Here is a 24,235-nt window from a genome sequence, read left to right as displayed (position 1 = left end):
ATCGCAAAATCCCCCTATAAGTGGTAAAATGGTAATACCAGTTAGGGCGATCTAAAGTCGTCGCCGCGAATTAAGTTAGGAATGTAAAGATGCAAGAGTCTTGGAGATGGTTCGGGCCAAGTGATTCCATATCGCTAGCAAAGATTAAGCAAGCAGGGGCAACCCACATTGTTACCTCTATGCATGAAATACCCACAGGTGCAGTTTGGCCTGAGGAAGAGGTTAAAGCGCGCAATGAGCTAATTCAGGCAGCGGGTTTGGATTGGAATGTTGTAGAAAGCATTCCACTGCATAACGACATTAAAACTCGCAGCGGCGATTACCAGCAGTTGATAGAAAACTACAAAGAATCTATTAAAAGTGTTGGTAAGGCTGGTATTCCAGCGGTGTGTTATAACTTCATGCCGGTAGTGGACTGGACTCGAACGAATCTCAGTTATCGTTTACCTAACAGTAGCCAAGCTCTGCGATTTGAGATTACCGATTTTGCAGCCTACGACGTCTATATACTTAAACGCGAAAACGCAGAGTCCGATTACACTCAGGCGGTTCTTGACAAAGCCAAGACTCGATTCGAGGCTATGAGCGAGCACGAGCAGCTCTTGTTAGAGAAAAATATTATCGCTGGCTTGCCTGGAGGAGAAGGGTCTTACACGCGAGAGTCAATCAAGCTTGCGATTGAGCAGTTCATAGCGCTGGGCACCGAAGGTTTACGCCATAACCTTATGGAGTTTCTGAGAGAAGTGGTGCCCGTTGCAGAGCAAGCTGGCGTGAAATTGTGTATTCACCCCGATGATCCGCCGTTTTCTTTGTTCGGTTTGCCACGAGTGGTCTCTACCGCAGACGATGCCCGTAAAATATTGACTACTGTCGATAGTCCTGCAAACGGTCTTACTTTGTGTGCAGGGTCTTATGGCGCTCGCTGCGATAATGACTTAGTGGCTATGGCAGAAGAGTTTGGTTCGCGAATCTATTTCGTTCACCTACGTAACGTAAAACGTGAAGAAGATGGTTCTTTCTTTGAGTCGGATCACTTGGATGGCGATAACGATATGGTGGGGCTCATCAATGCTCTGCTTAAAGAAGAGCGTCGCCGTAAACAAAGCGGAGAGAGCATGGTTTCTATTCCTATGCGTCCCGATCACGGTCACTTAATGGTCGATGAAGAAAAAGCCGAAGGTGTTAAGCCAGGTTATTCCTACAACGGCCGGATGCGTGGACTGGCCGAGCTGCGCGGTGTTATTCACGCTGTAAGTCAATTGAATCCCTAAACCTCCTTGTCTATATTGACATGCCGGCGGCTTCACCGCCGGCCTTTTTAAGCTCATATTATCTTTCCGCCTATCAAGGTATCCTCTTTTTCGTTAGTATTTTTCTCGCGATTCCTCTCAAGAGAAGGCAAGCTGGAGTGACAGGAGCGGCTCAGAGGTGAAACACAAGTCTAGCAAGCGATTTGATTTTCCCGTTACCTGATCCGAGTTTGGTCGATTATCTATTTGAGCCAGATAAGTGGATGACGTACAGGTAAGTTGCGTAACACCTCGTATTCTTTAGGATCTGCTTCTTCATCTTTCCAAGTCATATAATACTGTTCTTTGTCAAACTCCAGTGCGGAAAACAATAGCGCGGGGTGGCGAACCGGCCAATCATTCCAGTGCAGAACATCAGGTGGTAATGGCCAGTTGGATTTGTTTTGGATATAAGGCAGCATGTAATCTATTGCACGTCTCATTCCCCGACCATCAGAGGCGGTATAGAGCCATAAATTATCCTCGCTGGTACTGATAATTGTTGCGGTGGTAGCCATGGCATCCAAGACAAATAGAGAGTAGCCGTAAGGCTTTGTCCGAGCAAGCTCAGCAGGGAAAGAGCCATCGTGAGCCATCATTTTCTTGATGAAAACCTCCTTGAAGTCGTCTCGAATGTCCTCCAGTAAAGAATTATTACCAACCAACTGTGCAAAGGCGGATGCTTGCATAGCCCAGCAAACTCCGTGGTTATTGGGGTGTTGACGTTCAGCTTGTCCGAAGTCTGAAGTCACCAGCCACTGCAGATACTGTGCAAACCATTGTTTCGTCTCTGGTGCGCTGGTTAAAGAGCCCGGTTTCAGTTTTTCTAGTTGGTAAATACTGCGCGCCACTTCGGTCAAATGAATGGTATCTATAATGCCAATACTGCGACCGGTGTTGCGGCCTTTAATCGCTTGGGAAAATTTGAGATGCGGTGCCATTTTCGTATCTTCATTGACAAACCAGGCGTTAAGATGAATGTCTATTTTTTTTAGGTATTTGGTGTCTGGCTCAATCAGATACGCTGATGCCAATGTGCCGACCAGATCGCTAAGAGCGATCAATTGTAGGCGGTGCTGAATAAAATTATCCGGATTAGATAGGCCGTCTTTACGGATATACGGACCGTCGGGGTTGTCTGGGTCTGGCCACCAGTAGTCTCCTTCGGAGTAAAACTCGTGAGCATTACCAGAGCTTCTGGGGGAGTGGTAATCGACCACTGTGGACGGTATTTGAGATAAATAATTCTGTGCCTTTTCCAGAATTCGGCTGCGTTCGGCATTAATAACTTGCGCTGGTAAATTGGTTTCTGTGTCCTGCGCGCTAGTGGCCGCATATGTAGAAGCAATGCCGAGCAATAACACCAGTGCGCCGAGTGGCACAATAATTTCAGCGCTTACGCGTTTGCTTATATATTTTATAACTGACATAAACCGTCACCTTTATCAATTTTTTTTGCGCCTGCGGCACTTGAATCTGTCGCATAGTTAATTTGAACCGGGTAGATCAACGCGCAATCGTACTCGCCGTGTTTCAGCATGAGCTGCTTGGCGTAATCTTTGAAGCGTTGGTCGTACAGGTAGCCGGCAATTAAATTCACCTGTATAAGGGGTTCCCGGCTAACACTGTCTGAGGCGTAATTGCTTTGTTCCAGCAGACTGAATTGCGCCTGGTTAACATAATCCAGGGCCTGAACCATCAGTGGCACTTGCTTATTGTGATGACTGGGGCCAAGAACTGAATCGAGCTGGCCGCCATCAGCGGCAAGAAGGGCAAGCCCCCAAAATGCTTCGAGGTTAAACACGCTGTAGTGGTAGGGGCGAGTTCGCTCCAGCTCGTGCGGTTGTTTGCCACCTGGCTCTATTTGGGGCTGGATACGCTTTTTATACAGCTTATCAAGCACTTTATACAGCGTTGAGTGATCACCAATAAATTGTGCAAAGTAAGCGATCTGATAATCATAGAAGCTGGCGTGATTGTTGTGTGTGCGTGATTCTTCAATGCCATTGGGGCTGGTTAGCAGCCATTGCAGATAAGCGGCAATCCAATTGTTAAGTTTGTCCGCAATCTGGTGTCGGTAGATGCTTGAATTTTGAAGCAGGGTGTGGGCCTTGATCACACTAATAAATTTTCGCGACTCAATAATGCCTATTCCGCGGCCATCGGTAATGCCGGGTATAGCCTGTGCATAACGAAAATTGGGTGTCATGCCAGTGGTGGTGTCGAATAAAAAAACCTCCATCAACTCCGCCGCCTTTCGTGCGTAGGCTTCATTCTGGGTGTATGCGTAGGCCTGAGCGAGTGTGCCCGTGGCCAGGGAAAAATGATTCAGCTCGCTTGAATCGGTTTGTCTGCCTCGCACCTGCCGGTTTACAACGCCGTCCTTTCGCACCCAGGGCAGGCCATCATCGGTAGCGGGGTTTGGCCACCAGTAAGGCCCGGTACTGGTATAGTCACGCGGGTTGCCGCTAGGGGGCGTGGCGGTGTTAAAAGTAACGCTATAGGTTTCCTGGCTTGCCACAAGTTTGTCGGCATTGTCCGTCAACTGGGCAAGCGCCCAGGCGAGAGCGGGGGCTTCACGCGGTGTTAGTTCTTGCGCCTGTTGTTGCCATTGGGAGCTCAAGTCCGAAGCAGGCTGCGGTGTTGAGGGCGTGTTGGCCCGGCTGTTGTGGCCCGCTAGCGTGGCCAGTGCGAGCGCAGAGATAGCAAATGTTGCCATACTCAGCGGCGTCGATATCGACTTTTTAATTGTTGTCAGACTCAAGGGGCATCTCCCCGCAAACGCTGGTTTAATTGGTATTGATACAGCGAAGGCGCCAGCTCTATGCGTTGATTTTGCATTTGAATGTTGGCATTGGGGCCGTAATCAATATCAACCTGGGTGTTGGCGTGCACGCCAATTAAGTTCGCATCGGGACCGTCATCGACGCCGTAAAGAGTGATCGGCGTATCCGCATCCAATCCGTTTTCAAATACAACGTTAATGTTCCAGAAGGTGCTGCCTGCCCCGTGGGTGGGCTTCCAGTAGCCCGCACCGCCACCTTTAAACAATGGGTAGTGGCGCTTTGCCAGTTGCCCTTCATTGAGCTTGGCGTAAACCGTTATGGCATCAAACAAGTTTTGATGGTTGGCGCCCGAATGCTGGTCGAGTATGGGACCGTGATGAACTGTGCAGTTGGAATACACGCTTTTGGTTGAAAAAGTGTTGAAGCTCAATGGGTGAATCGCGTTGCTGTTTACGTTGAGCTTCTCTGTCAGAATATTGTGCGTATCACCCATAGCAACGGTGTAATGGGCTTGATGAACGCCCTTAGTAGTGATGCCTTTAATACTGACATTGGCGGTTTCTTCAGTGAGTATGCCGCTGTCTGCGTTAATGATGTCGATGTTTTTCACCCAGCCATCAAACAGACGGGTTAAATAAATGGCATTAAAGCCCTGCTCAACATGGTGGGCGATGTATGCCGACGGTGGGAATTCAATGGAAAATTCTTCAATGCCTATATTTTGCAAATACTCTTTTTGCGTAATGTCGGTGGTGTGGCCCTGAATATCGTGCAGCAGTACGTCATTGAGAATCAGGGTGTTACCTTCAATGGCGGCAATGCGAGAGGTTTGTGAGGCCAGCGGCCGTTCGGGAAAGTTCCAGTGATGACTGCCCTTGACCTCAATGCCGGGGTAGAGAGTTTTTAACAGAGGTGAATCTTTACCCTCTTTGTTGTACCAGTTAATGTTGATTATTTGCCCTGTGCTTAACGGGCTAGCGTTATCCAGCACGAGTCGATTGTCGCCCTGCTGGCCTTGTATGGGGCGGGCGAGGGTTTTGGCGGGTTGATCGTATTGTTCAAGGTAAGGTTTTACCCGCTCGCCTTCAATACGAGACCAGATAAATCCACCCGACCAGGAATACTGTGAGAAAGGCAAGTCAATATTATTGTCTTTTTCACGCTGTCTCTTGTTCATTTCCGTAAGGTATTGTCGCAGTTCAGCCAGCTCAGGCGGGTCAGGCAAGTAGCGCATGGGACGCGGAAAATATAGCGTGGTGGCTTTGCTGCCAGCGCCGCGCACAATAAGATTGTCGCGCTCAAGATAAAGAATATCGCTAAGAATAAATCGACCCGCCGGAATCTTCAGTAGAACCGCGGAAGCCGACTGGTTGGCGGCCTTTAGCGCCTGCTGAAACGCCACAGTGTCGTCTTTACCATCGTCGGCTTTTGCGCCGAAATCGGTGACGAGAAGGGTGTTGGTGGTTGCGAATTGCAACGGTGCTTGCCCGTTTTTGTAGCCTGCGAACGAATAATTGGGAACTGAGGCATTTAAATTTTCAATTGAAGCGGCCTGGTTTAATAGTGAAGCTGTCAACAATGCTATTCCGGCCGCTCCACGCAATGATCTGTAAGTCCATGATTCTAAAGCTTTATGTTTATTTTCTCGACGATTCATGTGATTTGACCTCGGATATCTACACTATGTAAAAATATTTAAAACACTGTCTAAGTGGTAATACCACTTTACCATCGTGTTGACTTGATTCATACTCTGCATTGCGTTTTTTGCAGGCCGTAGGGTTTGTGACGCACTTCAGCTCAAGTCGACAGCGACTCATCAAATATAAAGTATAAATGGTAGGAGAAATTATGAGCTCCCTGAGTAAGTCATTACAGGCAAGACCTTCATTACTTGGCGCCCGCAGTATGCTCTCGGTCGCTATAGCATCAGTCCTGTTCCAACCCCAGGTTACCTTAGCCCAAGATGATGATGGCACTATGCAACTTGAAGAGGTGGTGGTAACCGGATCGTTTCGTGACACCATGCGTAACTCCATCGAAATCAAGCGCGATGCTGAAACCATTGTGGATGTGATTTCCGCCGCCGAGATGGGAGCGTTACCCGACTTGTCAGTGGCCGAGACTCTTGAGCGTATTGTGGGGGTCACGGGTGATCGTTTTAAAGGCAATTCAAGCGAAATATCCGTGCGTGGCCTTGGCCCGTTTCTGGGTTATTCCACCTACAATGGCCGTGAAATTTCTTCAGGCAGTGGTAACCGCTCAGTGGCGTTCTCGCAGTTTCCATCAGAGCTGGTGAATGGTGCGGTTGTGTATAAATCACAGTCGGCCGATCTGGTTGAAGGCGGTGTTGCAGGCTTAATTAATCTGCAAAGCATTCGTCCTTTGGATTACGGCAAACGCCGTTTCCAGGCTGAAGTTAAGGGCAACTATAACGACTACGATGCCAAGTTAAATGATGATGACGGTCTTGGCTATCGCGGATCGGTATCCTATACGGATTCGTTTGAAACGGGTATTGGTGATATTGGGTTTGCTATTGGTTATGCAGGGCACGAATCATCAACGCCCGAAGAGAGCTACAATACTAGCTCTACCCTGCGCAACTGTAATTCAGACAGGTTCCTGGATGGCGGGAGTAACTGCTCTTGGAGCGATGATAACGCCGCAGCCGGTGGTGGTGCCAGTGCCAATGGTGATTATTATTTCATCCCAAACTCGTTCTACTTCCGCCAGATGGAGTCTGAAGAATCGCGTGACGCGGTAATGACGACTTTGCAATGGCAACCTAACGAAGACTGGAATGTTACCGCAGATGGTCAATGGTCGAATCGTTTTTACTATGAAGATCGGCACGACCTCTACTTTGATGATGGCCGTCGTCGCATCAGCAATTGGACGACTAACGAAGAAAATGCGATGCTTTCTTACACTGGTGAGTCGCGTATCAGCAGCTACGGTGAGTACCGCGAGCGCGACGAAGACTATGTGGGTGGCGGTTTAAATATTGAGTGGAATGCGACTGATCGACTCATGCTTAGCGCGGATCTTTCCTACTCAGATACTACTCGCTATCAGGAAACCTGGCAGACTCGTTTCCGCTCGGACCGCCTGTGGTACGACTTTACCAATCAAGGCAACAGTAATTACCCATCGGTGTCTGTGTATGAAGACCCGGAAGATCCCGCGGGCACCGGCATTGATAATAATTTGCTGAATGATTACAGCTTTTACGATGCCAACCAGCGCGCGCGCTATGGCGAGTTAGAAGTGAATGACACCATCAGCGCTCTGGCTCTGGGTGCGGTATACGAGCTGGATGGCAGTTTCTTTACATCGTTTGAAAGTGGTGTGCGCGTCTCTACTCACGAGCATAACAACTACGATGAAGATCGTATCGAATACACGGATACGAATTTTGCCGATATTTTTACCATCGAACAGAACTGCGCAACACCCTACCCGCAAGAGGGTTATGGTGAAGATGCAAACAGCAGTTTTAATCAGTGGGCTACCTACGACACGCTCTGCGCTTTTGAGCGGATGTGGGGCCCCGAAGACTGGTCTCTATCGCCGCAAGACCCAAGCGGTGCGGACATTAACCTAACCGAAGACATCAGCGCGATTTTTGCCAAAGTTAACTTTTCGACCCAGTTAGGCAACGTTGATGTGACCGGTAATTTTGGCATTCGGGTTATTGAAACCAGTATTGAGTCTATTGGTTATCGGCAGGACTACAATGTTGTAGAAAATGACGCCGGAACGCCCGACGATGTATCCGATGACAGTTACACCTTCCAGCCGGTTGCGGGTACCTTGAGTGAGGAAGTATTTACCAATAGCTATGTGAATGTGCTGCCAAGTTTGAATTTAAACTTTGGTTTAACCGAGACCTTGCAGATGCGAGCGGCGGTGTACTCGGCAATTTCTCGTCCGGATATGTGGTGGATGGGAGCCGGGCGCGATCTGGATTTGGGTGATGGCGAAGAAGAATTCCCAAGCCTTGAGGATGCCATTGCGGCAGGTACTGCAACCGCGTTGGGCAATCCAAACATGGAGGCGACAGAGTCACTTAACTACGACCTTTCTCTATCCTGGTACCCGCGTGAAGATACCATGCTTTCGGCGGCGCTGTACTACAAAGACTTTGACGCTGGCTTGCAGGTTGCCGACCCCTCCAGTATTCAGGAAACGTTTAACATCAATGGTGAGTTGATCACGATGGATGTCAACGGCCTGATCCAGAACAGCTCAGAGTCTTCCAGCATTTCCGGTATCGAGCTGAGCGTGCAGCATGGCTTTACGCACTTGCCCGAGCCGTTTGACGGATTGGGTGTAATGGGCGGTATCAACTTGGCTGACACCGACTTTAATTACTACGAAAATGGCTCGGAGATGACTGATGATGTTGTCATCGATCCCGCGAACCTGCCTGGTTTTTCCAAAGAGAGCTACAACACAGAGGTTTACTGGGAGAATTACGGATTTACCACCCGTGTTTCTTATAAGTATCGTTCAGATTACCTGAAGCCGTTTGGCAGTGATTTTGGGCAAACCAATCGCTTTGTGGATGACACTAGCTCGGTTGATTTCTCTTTGGCTTACAAGCTGACCAAGAACCTGCAAGTTAAGTTTCAGGCGCTCAACCTTACCAACGAGCCCTATGTTGAGTACCGGGTGGCCGAAGATGCGTTTAACCGCATAGAGTATAGCGGCACCAAATACTTTCTGGGTTTAAGGTATAAGCTATAAAACCTCACCTATGTAGAGTCTTTTCTACTGCGTTGATTGAAAACGGGCGACGGAAAAGTCGCCCGTTTTTTGTTGTCTGGATGAAACGCTGGTACCCGCTGATTTATTGATCGACTGGGTTGGAGGTTTGGTTATTACAAATGAACGACGAAAAAATCTTACCGCACCCTGCTCTCGCCCGGTAATCCCCCCGGAAATTAACAGGGGCCAAAAGTAGAGTTTTCTCGTATCATTTGCGCAGGAGATTCTGCATGAACAAATCGAAGTATTCAGATAGCCAGGTCATGGCCATCCTTAAGCAAACTGACGCCGCAACTCCGGTTCCAGAGTTGTGTCGTGAGCACGGTATGAGCTCTGCCACTTTCTACAAATGGCGCAACAAATACGGTGGAATGGACGCTAACATTATGGCCGGGCTCAACGAGCTGGAGGAAGAGAGCCGGCGTTTAAAGAAGATGTACACTGAAGAGCGCCTGAAGGCCGAGATTGTTCAGAAAGCGCTTCAAAAAAGTGGTAAAGCCATCTCGGCTCAACGAGGTGGCGCAGGATGCGGTTAAGCACAAAGATGCCAGTATACGTGTGGCTTGTGTGGCCGTTGGTATCAGTGAGACCTGCTACCGCTATCAGCCCACACTCAGCAGCGAAAACGCCGAGATTGCCGATTGGTTGATCCGGTTAACCCATAATCAGCGCAACTGGGTTTTGGGCTCTGTTATCTGTACCTGAGGAACGTCAAAGGCTATGGCTGGAACCACAAGCGTGTTTACCGGATATACAAGGCGTTGGAACTTAATCTCCGCATCAAGCCGAAGAAGCGGCTTGTGAGAGAGAAACCGGAAGCGTTATCGGTCCCGAGGCTGTGAACGACTGCTGGTCAATGGACTTTATGCACGACCAGCTTGAAGGTGGTCGAAGTTACCGGCTATTCAATGCGATTGATGACTTTAATCGTGAAGGCTTGGCGATCGAAGTGGACTTTTCCTTACCGGCAGCGCGGGTAATACGCGCCTTGGATCAGATCATTGAATGGCGCGGCAAGCCCAAGCAGCTACGTTGTGGCAACGGTCCCGAGTACATTAGCGGTCCATTGCGACTTGGGCGGAAAACCGTGGTGTTAAGTTGGAGTGTATCCAGCCCGGCAACCCACAGCAGAATGCTTATCTCGAACGCTACAACCGCACAGTTCGCTATGACTGGCTGGGGCAATACCTCTTCAGTTGCATCGAAGAGGTTCAGCAACACGCTACCAATCGGTTGTGGACTTATAACAACGAAAGGCCGAACATGGCCTTGGGTGGCATAACGCCAACACAAAAACTGGCGTTAGCCGCATAGCCTTCTACTTTTAGCTTCGGTTAAAAATGGGGGGATTACCTTCCCTCACCTGAATCCATGCAGATGAACCAGAGAGGCGGGTTGTTTAGCCGCCAGCCGAAGGACTGAGTCCCAGCTTTGAAATAAGAGATGTTCCCACCGTGGTTGCCGTTCGCTTATTTACAATAACCAAACTCAGTCAAGTCGCCTATATGGTAACAAAACAGGATTCCTGAAGGGGCATTAAATTAGTGTTAAAATTCCTTGGTAGTCTGAATTTTTTAAATAGGTTCCAGAATGATTTGAACGTTGTCCGTAAGATTTGACACAATTAAAAATCAGCGCCGAGTGGCTTGGGACGATTTTGATGTGGTCGCGGAGCTGCTGGGTTTGAAAGGTCCGCATTCGTCAGAACCGGTGTTGGCCTTTCCCTGTGCGCAATATTGTATCGGTAGATTTATTGCCGAGATATAAGCGATGGGGTGCAAGTTGGGGGAAGTTACAGATAAAAAAGCCCCCTCATAGAGAGGGGGCATAGGAAGTTGTGTATTCTTCAACCTTGGAAGTGCTATACGCTTACTCGAAGGATACAACGCTGTCCAGATATACACTTTCCGGAGAGGTGTCAGAGGCGTTTCCGCCAAACTTGAACTCGACACGCTCGGGGGTAAGGTTTGGTGTGGCAACGGGGAAGGTGCCTTGATTAACCCCGTTTACCCACAGTGTGTATTCATTGCTGGTGGTAATTTCTGTCCAGCTCAGTTTAATGGTGTTCCACGCATCAAAGTTGTAACTTGTGGTATCTTCTTGACCGCTCTGCGTGCGGCGTTTTAAATCACCATCTGGTTTGAGAATAATATCCATGCTGCGATTGGCGGAGTTATATGTTGTGGCGTACACCGTCATCAACACATCAGCCGTGTTTGCGGCTGGAATGTACACCGCTGCACTGACAGAGCCTGTGTCTTTAGCACCCCAATTGGCGCGCAGCCTTACCTGACCTTCATCCGGATGGGACAGCTTAACGGATTGAGTACCGTCTTTGGCAAGATCGCTGCTGACTTGTACATGGCTTGGAGTGTCGGCATCGTTTTCTAAATCAGCTGGTGCCTGACCGAGAGTATCTTCCTCAAAAGAGTAGGTGTTGCCTTCTTCGGGGTCGCCACCGCCGGCTTCGGGTTTGGGCATTGAAATAGCGTCCAGGTACAAAGGCTCTGTGGTTACGGCACTGCTGTTGCCGCCGTATTTAAATTCCACTCGCTCTGGTGTTAAACCAGATGTTGCAGCGGCGTAAGTGCCCACGTTGATGCCATTGATCACGAGTGCGTACTCGTTGCTAGTGGATAAGTTATCCCACTGAATCTCCAGGTCAATCCAGCCGCCCAGATCATAGTTCATGATATCTACTTGCTCGCTACCTTCTCGGCGTCTAACACTGCCATCACTTTTGAAGATAATGTCGATAGCGCGATTGGCTGAGTTGTACTCTTCGGCATAAAGCGTAACAAGAGAATCCTGATCGGTTTCGGGAGAGAAAAAAAGCGAAGCTTTAATCGTACCGCTGTCATTTGATCCGAATTCACGGCGCATTCTTACCTGCCCTTCTACAGGGTGGGTAAGTTTCACTACCTGAGTACCTTCGCGGGCAACGTCGTTTGCCACCGCGATGGAGCCCTCGCTATCAAAGTCGGCTGGTGGCGCATCAAAAGCATCGGTTTCGAAACCAAAATCGGGATTGTTTACCTGGCCCACGGCAAAACCAGTGCTGTTGACAGAGCTGCTTGAGCTACTGGATGCGACCGAGCTTGAGCTGATGGATGTCACAGAACTGGAGCTGCTTGATGCTTCTGAGCTGGAGCTGCTAGTGTTTAGCGAACTTGAAGAGCTGCTGATTACTGTGCTTGAGGACTGGCTGCTTTCGCTGCTACTGGAGGCGGCACTGGAAATCGAGGAGCTACTTCCCTGGTTGCCGGTGACGGTGTCAGAGATGGTAACGGCATCTACATAAATAGATTCATTGCTGATGGCGCTGCTGTTACCGCCAAATTTAAACTCAACTCTCTCAGGCGTCAGACCCGGAGTGGTCGCGGTAAAGGTTCCGACAACACGGTTGTTGATAACGAGTGTGTATTCATTACTTTGCGCCAAATCTTGCCACTGTAACTCTATATCTAGCCACTCATTAAAATTATAGGCTTGCAAATCAATCTGGCTGCCGCCTTCTCTGCGACGCAGTGTACCGTCTGGTTTAAACAGCAGGTCAATTGCGCGATTGGCTGAGTTATACGTCTCGGCATACACCGTGATTAAGCTGTCGACACCAACATTCTCCGGAATCAGGATGGACGTTTTAAGTGAGCCTGTGGGCTGTGCACCAAAATTGTGGCGCATCCGTACCTGCCCCTCTGAGGCGTGGCTGAACTTCGCCGACTGCATACCTTCGCGCGCCTGCTCGGCGGACACGATAATGTCGCCTTCAATATCAAATTCAACGGGAGCTTGCCCTACAGCCTCTGCTTCAAAACCAAAGCCATCTTTGATAGGTGTTTCGCTGTCACCATCATCACCGTCTCCATTGCCTCCGCCGTGGTTGTCATCGCTTACGTCTGAAGCACAGATATTGGTGCTTTCGGCAATACAGAAATCGTTAAAAAAAATGGTTTCATCGCGCAACATATCGCTGTTGTTTAGGCCTCGATAAAGTCCCCATTTGGGGCGATTAAGGCTGGCGCCTTCCCGCCACATGTCGATGTTATTGTCGCTCCAGTCAATTAAGGTGTTGTTGTCGCTGAGTGTGCTTAAACGAATTTCCAGGCTACCATTATCAGTATTCTTGGTTCGAACAAAGGCTTCAATCCATTGTCCTCTAAATTCCGACAAGTCGGCCGTGGCGACTTCGGTAGCGCCAAGCTCGGTACTGCCGGCGTGCAAAACCTGAAGTTGATCTTGCGAACCTGCGCGAGGAGTAAGGGTTAAGATGGGCATGCTGTCGTCACCGCCCGCCGCTTTAATCTGAAAGATATGGGTAAACGATGATGACGCCTGGAACCCATCGTCGAGTTTAAATTTCCAGCGGTAGGTATGAATTTCCCCTTCAGTGGCGACGCGATCGGCGGGCGAGGCAGAATAGGTTTTCACCTCGATACGCTGACGGTCGGTGATTGAATCAATACAGCGATCTCCGTCCACATCTCGTAATAAGTGGAAAGCAAATACGTATTCTTCCAGCGTCTCGTCCATCACCTCGGTAATGCGCGGTCCAAAAGAGTCCGTTGCCGGGTCACATACGGGGCTCTCCACGGCGTTGCCGCCGAAGACCTCGTCAAACAATTCATAAGTTTCACCCGGTCCGTCCGCCGAGGCTACCACCGAGTGATTCACCTGAGTATCCAATGTATTTTGGAAGTGGCTGAAAGCCTCACTTTCAGGAACGAGCGTCATACTGCTGGAGCCCGAGGCGCTCAGTAAATTGAGTACCGCAGAAGATTCCGCAAAGGCGCTGGGGTCTAATGAAAAGTCGAGCGCCGCCGTGGCCGCGCCGTGGGCAAGCTCATCAATGGTAATGCCGTTATCCGGATTGCTGTCCTGATCGAGTGACAACAGCAAGCGAACAATATTGATAACGATTGTATTATTGGGGTCATCGGTGCCAGCCAGGGTTAGGGGCGTTATCGTGGGTTGAGCTTTAACGGACGGGAAGGTTAGGTCTCCAATCGAAAAAGTCACCATTTCACCTGCCAGATAATTAAATTGGCCATCCGCTGTGGTGTAGCCAACACCGGATTCGGTCTGGTAACGCAAATTGGCCACCACACTGTCGATAAAGAAACCCTGACGCACTGATGGGTTCTCGGGGGTAACGGTACTGCCGCTACTGGACGAACTGCTGGATATTTCGCTACTCGATGAGCTGCTGGAACTAATATCCAAGCTGGAAGAGCTGCTGGATACCGGGTCAGAGCCCGGCGTTGGTGTGTCGTGGCCCAGGTCGCTACCTCCACAGGCGGTAAGCAGGCCGGAAAAACATATTAAGGTTGATAGTTTGCGTGGCGTCATAGGGGGCACCTCTGTTTATTATTGGTTTGGTTCAATTAGTTTTGCACTTCCCATTGTTCTTGTTATTGGTAATGCTGTCAACTGGTAAGTCCAGATGGCTGTTCTGCTAAGTTTAGATGCTCTCCGGCCGTAAAATAGCGCGAAAGAAACGTTTGATCTTGTCCGATGATGCGCTGTCAATTGAAGGCATATGGAGCTGCGGCAGGATTGGCTTAGGGATGGTTTCACATCAAGGACGGAACAAGGGGGTAGCTACAGGGGGAGCGTAGCGGTTGTTCAGGCTATTAAGTTGATGAAATTTTCTTCTATTGGTTTCGGTACTGGCTTGGTGTACAGCCTTCTTTACCTTTAAAAGGTATTAAAAACCAGTTTACTATTAAAACGAGCTTCGTAATAGGTTTACATAATGGTCTTGTTGGCGCCGGCAGGAGCCCTTAATTGCTGTTTTGCATCTTCTATACGGTAACTATTAATAAATTCGTAAAAATTGACGTGAAAGTCCTCCTTTAGGATTTGAGACAGTCGATTAGTCGAGAGATTTAACGTGGTTGCCAATTGATCAATAGTAATGTCCGGTTGGGTATAAATTTTCGTCCGAAGCATGTTTTCTTTGATCTCTTCGTGATAAGCCTTATTTTCAACTGGAAGACTTTACGGGTTTAGTGGTTGGTGGATCGTTTCGTCGATTGCGGCCACTGAGGCAAAGAGCGTGAATTTTAACCGAATCAGCAAGTTCAGCATAAAAAACGTTAAATAGTATCCTGATAAACCCACGATATTGAATAGGTCCAGGTTGACATTATCGGTGGCATAACCGTATAGCTTAAGTGTTAGCAAGACCGCGTCCCAGGAAAAAGCCCAACAGCATAACTTTTAGCCAGGCGAGATCGCGCTTATTCAGATTGGCAAACACGTTTTTAAGCTGTTCTCCATAAGTTTAAGCCAGCTTGAGACACAGCAGTGCGTAAATAGCGCGAATGAAGCGCCTCGCAGCATCAAAGTACAAATAGGTCGCTGAGTACGCGATATGCTGTGTTTCAACCAGCATCTCACGGCGTTCGTAACTTTGCAGGTAAAACGATATCAGCATGTGAAAGAAATAAAGTGCGACCGGCAGGGCGTGAAGCAGGTGTACACGCCGCAGCTTAAAGTCTTTGTAGAGCAACGATCTGACAAAAAGGTACAGAAGAGGCCCGTCTATAAAATAGGCGCAACTTCCCCACAAAAACAGATTGTGTGATATATCCAGCAGCCATATTCTGAACTGCTTTCCTCAAAATATAAGCTCATGGAGTGGGATCCGCTTGCGGAAAATCAGCCATAGAATAGCGGTAAAGTTAAGCTCTATAGCGGGCGCGATCCAGACTATATTGAATCGCCGCAAATCGATATTGCAGAGGTTGGATGGATTTTGGTGGAAAACTGGTGGTCTTACCAACGGCCATTTTTGTCATTTCGCCCTTTGACGGCTATATGTCGGATTACTCTACTTTTTCCCGTGCGGCGGCTGTGGTGTTAACCGCGATAACCGGAAGTGAGTACTTCCCGGGCGGTATGGGTGCGTTTGAAGCACCAAAGAATGCATCTCTCGCCTTTGAGCGCGGGCCCAGCACTGATGTTACCCTGCGGTGGGCAACATACCGGGACGCTTCCGATCAATGCAGTTTGTCAAGAATCTGGGGTGGTATCCACCCGCCGGTGGATGATCTGCGAGGACGTTTCATAGGCGAATAGGTCGCTCGAAAAACCGTAAATCTAGTGCAAACAATATTTTCCGGCGATTGAATGTGGATTGGAGGGGCCTGAGCTGTAAACCAAAATCGATTTGAGCATAAAGGCCTGGTCGCAAGCCATTATGCTCGTTGAGGTTACACGGATTTCGAAAGAGAGATTACCTAATCAATAGACTCTAACCTTAAGAAACTGACATCCATTATTGGGTGTTATGAAAAGCGTATTACCGGAGAAGCTATTGGACGAAGCGTAGTTCCCGGTAACATCAAGTTGTCCCGAGCCCGACTGGTCCTGAATGTTGCCTCGGAAATCACATTGACTGTTTGCATCGCTATCCCATACCTGCAGAGTTCTGCCTTGCAGGTTTTCGGGGAAGGAAACACAGCTGGCAGCGCCAAGCTCAACTTCAGTTCTCTCGTCCATCGCAACTTGATCGCAACTGTTAGCGCTACTTGACGTGCTATTGGAGCTGCTAGAACTGCTGGAGCTACTTGAGTCGGAAGACGATGATGCCTGAGAGCTGGAAGAGCTGCTGCTCGAACTGCTTGGGCTTCCTCCACATGATCCGTTTAATTCATCAAAACAGGAATAAGGTCCATTATTGGGCTGCTCAATAGATTGATCCAAAGAATAATCAATATTTCTGATTTGATATTCTTTCCATACTAGTGTTGTGCCTCCATCCAAACGCTGATTGTTTGAAATGTGCATAGTAGGCTCTTGCGCCCGGAAGGTTCCCGCTGAAAAAGGAAGGTTAAATTCATTATCGTAGATATTTGAGCTGGTGTGCTCGCGGTAACTGTAAATTGCATGAGTGATATTGTTATCACCCATGTAATCCATAACGTTATTGCGTACAAGAGCATCGGTGCCTTTCAAGTCCACAAAGCTGTCAGCCTGTGGTGACGCAGATGTGCCTACAATACCCCGGGCATCTACATGGTTGTACTCTATGACTGTCCCGGTAGTGCCCGCTTTAACATCAAAAGCCTCGGCAGTAACCCAGGGGCCGATAGTGCAGCCACCGATGGTATTGTAATCGCTATTGTCGGGTGGCGATTCTTGATGGCCGTTATTAGTGCCGACATACACCCCTTCACCGGTGCCTTCTTTACCCTCGCGCTTGCCTGTGTCGTGAATATAGCAATTAGTCAGCTTGTTGTAAGAGCTGCTGTCGCGAAAGTGCACGGCTTCCTGGCCTACGTTATAAACTTCTACATTATCGATTAAGTTGTGATTCGCCCCTTCGAGCATGATCCCCTTTTGTGCACCGGTAAATTTAAGGTCTTTAACTTCCCAGTAATCCCCTTCGAGCAAAAGAACATACCCTGTATCAACATTATCGCCCCTTAGTACCTGTTTACTTGAGGCTGAAGCGCTACGCAAAACAATCGGGGAATTGACAGTCCCGCTTTTGTCACTGAAAAAATGAGCTCGGCCTTCACCGCTTGTACTTCTGTTGCCCGTATATGAGCCCGCGTGAACCACAATTTCATCGCCAGGGCTTGCGCTCTTTAGCGCATTTTGGAGCTCTACTGAGTTATAAACCGGAAGGGTGGCTGCAAAGCTGGCTGTACTAACTAATGCGGTAGCAGCGATGAGAAGTTGTAACGAAGTCATATTTTTATGGTGTTGATTCTTCATTAGTGCCTCCATGGAGGGTAATTGGTAAGTGTTTTTTATGTTATTTGATTAAAATTGCGCCAAAAGTTGGTGCAAATTCAAATATAGTAAGGTGGCCTAATGGTAAGACCAAAGTAAGGCTAGTACGTCAACGGATGCGTGTCAATTTGTTCCGATGGTTTTGTATAGTGGTTCACTAATGAATGGTCTACTCACCCGCCCGGCTAATATTCATCGGGTGTGGTATGGGATATTTATTTAATTTTTTCAATGAGTTACGTTTTCGTGTAAATCTATTAACTGCCACTTTCAGCGTGTTTTATCGAAGTCTCAGATTAGGTATTTTCGGTAAAGCGTGCTATTTGCTCGTTTTTTGTGACCTAATCGAGCTTTCATTTGGGGGTGGGCGGCTGAGCGTTGCAAAGCCTCGTGGGACTTGTCCCTGCAGCGCTCGGATCAGTCGAGTTAAAGTGGTCAAGAAAAGGGCTCAGGTTCGTGGGCGGGCAATAATCTATGTGGCGGTTAAAAATTATCCGCGATTATCTCTGTTGTGTGTAAATACACTAAGTAGAGGTAATTGTGGGTAATTAACGGATGGAAAAGGAGTCGTTTCACCCATGGATGTGTTCTTTGATATTGAAGAGCATCCACTAGATGATGGTGGGTTGGAATACCTGTGAGGCAACATCTGCTTTAACAAGTCAGTTAAGTGTTGTTTTAAAGATTTTTGGGCTCACAGTGCCGACCAGTAACAGCCGTGTTTAAAGCGTTTATTCGCTGGATGTTCGAACGCTGGCAGCGGGCCCTTGCTATACATATTTACCATCATGCCAATTGCGAGATTGCCGCCTGCCGTAAGTTAATGAGCCGTTATGGTATGAAGTACTCAGCCTTGATCTGACAGTTATCCGCTTGTCACCCAGCACATGTCAGTCTAGGTCTGAGTTACTGCAAGTAATATTGTTCTCGCCTCGTCACCAGGCGTCGACTCAGCCTCGTACTCTTTGGTAATTCTTAAACTCCTTTCGTTGTTAGTCCTGAGAGCTCTAGACTCTATATAAGAATAGGTATCAATAATCTGTAATTGCTGGAGATGGTCGGGGGTGCTTTTGAGCTCAATAACGAAGCCCCCAAACGAAGACATTTGATTTGTTTATTAAAATCAAAGGTATACGGAAAATAGAGCCAAAAGTATGTCTTCGTTTTGTTCAGACTGTCTTCGTTTTAATTCTTTCAGTTCATTTACACATGATTGCCGCAACAATAGCCACTCGCCCAGGCCCATTGAAAGTTGTAGCCCCCTAACCAGCCGGTAACGTCCAGCACCTCGCCGATAAAATACAGCCCCGGTGTTTTTTGGCTGGCAAAGGTTTTGGAGGAGACATCGTCGGTGTCGATGCCGCCTCGGGTGACCTCTGCAGTGCGGTACCCCTCGGTGCCGGTGGGTCGCATTTGCCACATTTGGAGGATATCGCTCAGTGCGTCTATATCCCGGTTGCGCCAGTCGGCTAAAGGTTTCTGTAAGAGTTCTTTTTCATCGTGAAATTCCAGCCATTGCACCACAAAGCGCTTGGGTAAGTAAGTGCTGAGCAGCGTGCCCAGCGAAGCCTTCTCGGCATTTTGGCGCCACTGTTTTAATTGATTCGGTAAATCCACACCGGGCAGCCAGTCCACTGTAATGGAGTCTTCCGGATACCAGTAGTTGGAAATTTGTAAGGCGGCGGGGCCGCTGATGCCTTTGTGGGTAAACAGCAGCGCCTCGGCAAAGCTTTGTCCCGCACAGCTAACTTGCGCCGGCACGGCAACCCCAGCCAGGCTTTGTGTCAGGGCCAGCCACGGCCCCTTAAAGGTAAAGGGCACTAGCGCGGCGTCGCGGCGGGTTACGGTGTGGCCAAACTGTTTGGCTATATCGTAGCCGAAACCGGTCGCCCCCATGGTGGGAATAGAAAGCCCGCCGGTGGCGATAACCAGCGACTGACACTCGTAGCGCCCCGCGCTGGTAGTAAGCGAGAAGCCACCGGTGGGGGCTTGTTCTACCTGGAAAATCTCGGTGTGAGTGCGGATATCCACGCCGCCCTTGTCGCACTCGGCCAGTAAAATGTTTAGCAAATCGCGCGCTTTGTTATCGCAAAACAGCTGTCCCAGGGTTTTTTCGTGATAGGCGAGGCCGTATTTTTCCACCAGGGCAATAAAGTCCCACTGGGTATAGCGCGACAGTGCGGATTTGCAAAAATGCGGGTTGCCCGACAGATAGTTCTCGGCGCTGATATCGTAATTGGTAAAATTGCAGCGACCGCCGCCGGACATCAGGATTTTTTTGCCCACTTTATTGGCGTGATCTAACAGCGCAACCTTACGCCCGCGCTGACCGGCGGTGGCGGCGCACATCAGCCCTGCGGCGCCCGCGCCGATAATCACGCAATCATAGTGGTTCATACAACATCATGCCCGCAAAAGCGGGCATGATACATCAGTGTGCGACGGCCATATAGCGCAGATTGGGGTGCAGGGGGGCGTCAAACTTGCCCACGCTGTAGCCGGGGTAGGTCTGGGTAATTTGCAGTTTGGCCTGGGTCACATCCAGCTTTTTATAGCTGACCGGGGCCAGGGCCATGGTGCCAAAGTGTTCAATATTGGTAAACGGTGCCTGGCCTTCGGCATACACTTCAAAGGTGTCGCCCACGTTAACGCCGCTGTTGGCACCGGCGAGCACATACACCGATTGATCTCCGCTCGCGACTTTAAGGGGCGCCATAAAGGGCTGGCACAGGGCTTTTTCGCTGATATCGCTGACCGCCGAGTCCACCAGCTGGCTTACTTGCTGGCCATAGTCGGTATCCCAAAACGCCGGGCTGGCAAAGTTGGTCTGGGCCGCGTAGTCCAGCTCCCACAGGCCACGGGTGGCGTAGGTCTGGTCAAAAATGCGGGTGCCGGTCACGCCGTCGTGAAGCATCAGGCGAAAGCGAAAATGGCGCTCGCGCAGGTCGTCCCGCTCGGCCCCCACCCAGCTTTTTAGGGTGCTGGTCACCCGGTTGGTGCCGCGCCCCAGAGCGTTTTGGCGGTAGTAGTCAGCGCTTGCCATGGACATATCTTCGATAATACCAGTCACCACATACTGAGTTTGATACTGGCTGGCCACCAATTGCACGGCGTTAAAGACTTCGTAGTCGTTGTGCAGCAGACGGTTTTCGCTCGCCAGGGTCAGCTCGGGCTGTGCTTGTATCTCCAGGTTGTACTGCGGGTACAAACGCTCGGCCAGGGTGCGGCTTAATTCGGTTTGGGTGTCGTACAGTTGGCCCACGCGCTGCGAATCCCGCGCGGCGTTGGCAAACGCGGTAACCAGCAGGCTTTTGCTGTAGCGCTGGCTGGGGCAGTGCGCATTGGCCTGCTCAACATCCGCCTTTACGGTAACCGTGTAGGTGTTTTGTGCGCGGGTTTCTTTGATCACATTCATACTGTGAATCTGGCCGTGGGTTTTAACCTGTATCCGGTCGTTTACCTCCACTACATTAACCACATCGGTGCTGCTGCTTAAATCAAAGCCCGCCTGCATTAAGGCCGTACGCGCCGCATCGTCTATGGCCTCTTGTCGGGCGCGGGTAAGGTCGCCGTTGCTAATCGCGCTCTTGCCCTGGGCAATAATCATCTCCGCCTGGGCGGTCAGGGCCAAGCTGATGAATACGGCGGCAAACAGAATAGATTGCGGCAGTTTCATGGGGGTTACCTGTCGGTGAATGACGCATAGGCGCCAGTGTCAAAATGCACGGCACTGGTCGAGGCCGTGCGCGGCAGCGCGGGGCTTAAAGTCTGGCTTTTGCTTACCGGGTTGTTAACTTCCGCCTCCATGGTGGCGACCGGGTCGCGGTAAAAGTCGGTATCCAGGCTGAGTGCCACGGTGGTTTCAAAGTAACCACTGCGATTCACCCCCTGGCTGATCACCCGGGATTTCGCCAGTACAAAGGTATCTACCAAGGCGAAAATGCGATCGTGCGCGGTCAGAAAGTCGGCGACTCGGGTATCGGCGGTAATTTCTACGCCACGTACTCGCTCGGCCAGGGTGCGATAGGCCTCCACCTCGGAGGCGCGCAGAGCCATCAACTCTTGCTGGGGTGGGTTACTGGCAAGCGCCGGGTCCAGAGCGCCATAGCCGGTGGCGGTAATGGTCACGGGGGCGGGGTAATCGGTGCCCACCGTGGTATGGGCGCTGGCGGTCGCACTGGTGTGGGCCGATGCATTGGCACTGGTGTCGGCGTCATAGCCGCCGCAAATTTGGCATTCAATAATACCGCAGCCTGTTAAAAGGCTGGAAATTAACAAGGCAGTGGCAAGTAAAAGGCGGCGTGGCATTTAAAGTCCTTATCATTAGGTCGTTGATAGAACCTCTATCGGCCAGAGGTCGAAATTGTTTAGCTGAGCGTTGAAAAGCCATCTGTTACTCGAATGCTGCTTATGCCAGGGCAACCGTTGTGGGTTGGGGTTTATGTCATTGGCGATAACAAGGTGCGTGAGAAGGTTGCCTGGGTTAGGGGAGCTGTTGTTTGGCTTCATGCTGAAGCCCGGTTCTTGTTTGATAAGCCCGTATCGCCGGGCGGGCGAGCTACTTCTTTAGATGAGTAAAGAAGTAGCCAAGAAACTCACCCCGGAGATCCCGCCCTGCGGGTTCCCTCACTCCAGCCTGTTTTTGAGGGCCGCATCGACAGGCCGTACCCCAGGGCACCCTCTCTTGCTGCGCAATTCACCTTGTCCATGGCCTGTCGATGCTTGTGCGCACGTCCTGTGCGCGTACCCCCAAAAAGCAGGCCTCCGTTCGGCGGGATATACGGGGCCAAAAGCAACACTTCGTAGCGGACACATGTTCGACTCAGTTATGGGAGAAATTGACTTTTAACCAGAGCTGAAAGCGTAGAACCGTCTGGGGGTTTCGCCCCGCTTCCGACTAAACCAAACAAGTGCGTGCTACGAAGTGCTTTTTTGCCCCGTTTACATCCAGGCCGAATGGAAATCTATTTTAGCGGGTAAGCGAACAGGACGTTTGCGCAAGTATCGCTAGGCCACGGACGGCCTATCGATACGGCCCGCTAAAATCGATTGGAATGAGGGGACCCGCAGGGCCAGATGTTGGGGCGCGGCTTTTGGGTACTTTTGGCCAAGACCAAAAGTACCTCGCAACGCCCGGCGATACGGGCATATTGAAGGCTGAAATTCAATTTCAGCAATGTGTTGCGAAAGCAGCAGCCTCGTTCCAGCGAATCAGTTTGCCTTTGGCCATGGGCTTACCAACTGGAACCGGCTTGAATGTAGTAAGCGGACTCCTCCGGCCCCCAGGCCACATCCACGCCCATGGTAAAGCCGTAGCGCTTGGCGATCAGGTAGCGAAACCCGGTGCCGTAGCTTTCTACGTCTTCGGCGTCGCTGGTTAGGTTGCTCCAGCTGTCGGCGACAAAGCCCGCGCCGCCAAAGCCTTTAAGGTGCCAGCGTGGTGTCAGTTTGTAGGTGGCTTCAATTTCGGTGATAAAGGCCTGGTTATTCTGGTAGCGGGCGGCGGGCACACCGCGCATGCGCAAGCCGGGCAGGGCGTAGGGGGGCAGGGTTTCGCCGCTGGCGGCCTCCACGCTTTGGTAATCCAGGCGCAGGCCCAGGTTGAAGGTGTCGCTCAGCTTCCAGTAATTAAGCCCGGTAAATTGATACTGGGTGTAGTTCAAATCACTGCCAATGGCGTCGTCAAAGCGCACGGCGCGGGCGCGGTAGTTGTAACCGGCCTCGGGGTTCATGGGGTTGTCGCGCGAATCATACTCAAGAATCAAGCCCAGGCCCGAGGTGTCTTCGCTGATGTTGAGGCGGTTTTGCAAAAACGCCTCGACTTTTTCGTTCAGCTCATCGTCGGGCAGCAGGTCGATATTAATATCCTCGGCGAGCTTGGTTTCCATGTGCTGATAGGTTTGGTAAAAGCCCGCAAACCATTTGCTGTCGCCCAGGCGAAAGGTGAGTTTTTGCAGTATGGCCGGGCCACTTACGTTCAGCTCAATGGGGTTTTGCAAATCGACGTTGGCGATACGGTAAAAATCCAGATTCATATCCGGGTAACCTATGCCGCCCTTGTAGCGAATGGTATCGCCGCGCCAAAACCCCATGTGCCCGGCGCCGCCAAATTTACTGCCGTTTTCGGTGGCCGCCGCGCCTAATACGCTGATGTTTTCGGGGATGATCCCGGTGGTTTGTTTGCCTTGCTTTTGTGCCTCGGACTCGTGGAAAAACACACCCATAACCCCCAGGCCATTGCCAGTGGCCGGTTCGGTAATAATGATGGGCACGGGCAAAAAGCCCAGCATGTGCTGGCTTAAAAACTGGCTGGCATCCAGCATGCCGTCTTCGGGGTCGATAAATTCTTCGCTGATGGCGTAAGACTGCGAGGCGCTGCAGGCGAGCAACAGGGTTGCTGCTTTGATGGGGGCTGGGAGCTTCATAACCTATCCTTGTATCGCATGGATGGTAAATGGTAGCGACTAACAGCCGGATAAGCCAGTTACTAATAGAAGTGCCATAAGTTTGATGAAAAACGCGCCCGCTAACGGACCGTCGCAGGCACCACGCCGAGCGTGCAGAGTGCGTATAAACCAGTAAAAATACGCGCGCCCCGGTTAACGGGGCGCAAAAGTGTAATTGAGCAGTAGCTATTTAAGC

At 50.2% G+C, this 24,235-nt stretch carries 12 protein-coding genes and 1 pseudogene; 4 read left to right on the top strand and 9 right to left on the bottom strand.

Annotated features, from left to right (window positions below):
- Positions 1–89: 89 nt before the first annotated feature.
- A complete protein-coding gene (gene uxuA, locus M6D89_RS11280) occupies positions 90–1,271 on the top strand; it encodes a mannonate dehydratase (RefSeq protein WP_253968176.1) in 1,182 nt (393 codons plus the stop codon).
- A 221-nt stretch (positions 1,272–1,492) separates the two neighbouring features.
- Here uxuA and M6D89_RS11275 read toward each other — a convergent pair whose 3' ends face one another.
- From M6D89_RS11275 to M6D89_RS11265, 3 genes are read right to left on the bottom strand one after another with little or no spacing between them, the layout of a single operon-like run.
- Positions 1,493–2,719 carry an alginate lyase family protein gene (locus M6D89_RS11275; protein ID WP_253968175.1) on the bottom strand — a complete coding sequence of 409 codons (1,227 nt, stop codon included), beginning with the start codon at positions 2,717–2,719 and terminating at the stop codon, positions 1,493–1,495.
- Positions 2,707–4,053, bottom strand: coding sequence for an alginate lyase family protein (locus M6D89_RS11270; RefSeq protein ID WP_253968174.1), 1,347 nt, complete (start codon positions 4,051–4,053; stop codon positions 2,707–2,709). The genes M6D89_RS11275 and M6D89_RS11270 overlap by 13 nt, the downstream gene beginning before the upstream one ends.
- Positions 4,050–5,552 carry a glycosyl hydrolase family 28-related protein gene (locus M6D89_RS11265; RefSeq protein ID WP_253968173.1) on the bottom strand — a complete coding sequence of 501 codons (1,503 nt, stop codon included), beginning with the start codon at positions 5,550–5,552 and terminating at the stop codon, positions 4,050–4,052. Before M6D89_RS11265 ends, M6D89_RS11270 begins: the two co-directional genes overlap by 4 nt.
- 374 nt (positions 5,553–5,926) lie before the next feature.
- Here M6D89_RS11265 and M6D89_RS11260 point away from each other — a divergent pair, with 374 nt between their 5' ends.
- Positions 5,927–8,827 carry a TonB-dependent receptor gene (locus tag M6D89_RS11260; protein WP_253968172.1) on the top strand — a complete coding sequence of 967 codons (2,901 nt, stop codon included), beginning with the start codon at positions 5,927–5,929 and terminating at the stop codon, positions 8,825–8,827.
- 251 nt (positions 8,828–9,078) lie between these two features.
- A pseudogene (locus M6D89_RS11255) lies at positions 9,079–10,162 on the top strand (IS3 family transposase).
- 555 nt (positions 10,163–10,717) lie between these two features.
- On the opposite strand, the gene M6D89_RS11250 reads toward M6D89_RS11255, so the two are convergent.
- Positions 10,718–14,197: a polysaccharide lyase family protein gene (locus M6D89_RS11250; protein ID WP_253968171.1), complete on the bottom strand. Its 3,480-nt coding sequence runs from the start codon at positions 14,195–14,197 to the stop codon at positions 10,718–10,720.
- A 1,404-nt stretch (positions 14,198–15,601) separates the two neighbouring features.
- Between M6D89_RS11250 and M6D89_RS11245 the strand changes: the two genes are divergently transcribed.
- The gene (locus tag M6D89_RS11245; RefSeq protein WP_253968170.1) at positions 15,602–15,931 is read left to right on the top strand and encodes a phosphatase PAP2 family protein; all 330 of its coding nucleotides are present in this window, start codon (positions 15,602–15,604) and stop codon (positions 15,929–15,931) included.
- A gap of 165 nt (positions 15,932–16,096) precedes the next feature.
- Here M6D89_RS11245 and M6D89_RS11240 read toward each other — a convergent pair whose 3' ends face one another.
- The 5 genes from M6D89_RS11240 to M6D89_RS11220 all read right to left on the bottom strand — a co-directional run bounded on the left by M6D89_RS11240 (position 16,097) and on the right by M6D89_RS11220 (position 24,018).
- Complete coding sequence (locus M6D89_RS11240; RefSeq protein WP_253968169.1) at positions 16,097–17,575, bottom strand: right-handed parallel beta-helix repeat-containing protein; 1,479 nt, start codon at positions 17,573–17,575, stop codon at positions 16,097–16,099.
- Between the two features lie 1,221 nt (positions 17,576–18,796).
- The gene (locus M6D89_RS11235) at positions 18,797–19,990 is read right to left on the bottom strand and encodes a BaiN/RdsA family NAD(P)/FAD-dependent oxidoreductase (RefSeq protein ID WP_253968168.1); all 1,194 of its coding nucleotides are present in this window, start codon (positions 19,988–19,990) and stop codon (positions 18,797–18,799) included.
- 34 nt (positions 19,991–20,024) lie between these two features.
- Positions 20,025–21,269, bottom strand: a complete 1,245-nt coding sequence (locus M6D89_RS11230; protein ID WP_253968167.1) for a flagellar assembly protein T N-terminal domain-containing protein — start codon at positions 21,267–21,269, stop codon at positions 20,025–20,027.
- A 5-nt stretch (positions 21,270–21,274) separates the two neighbouring features.
- Positions 21,275–21,901, bottom strand: coding sequence for a hypothetical protein (locus M6D89_RS11225; RefSeq protein WP_253968166.1), 627 nt, complete (start codon positions 21,899–21,901; stop codon positions 21,275–21,277).
- Positions 21,902–22,827: 926 nt separating this feature from the next.
- Complete coding sequence (locus M6D89_RS11220) at positions 22,828–24,018, bottom strand: BamA/TamA family outer membrane protein (protein WP_253968165.1); 1,191 nt, start codon at positions 24,016–24,018, stop codon at positions 22,828–22,830.
- Positions 24,019–24,235 lie beyond the last annotated feature (217 nt).

This window comes from Gilvimarinus xylanilyticus, from assembly GCF_024195295.1.
Taxonomy (GTDB): domain Bacteria; phylum Pseudomonadota; class Gammaproteobacteria; order Pseudomonadales; family Cellvibrionaceae; genus Gilvimarinus; species Gilvimarinus xylanilyticus.
Note: the sequence above shows the minus strand (reverse complement) of the source record. Positions and strands in the feature narration are given on the sequence as shown.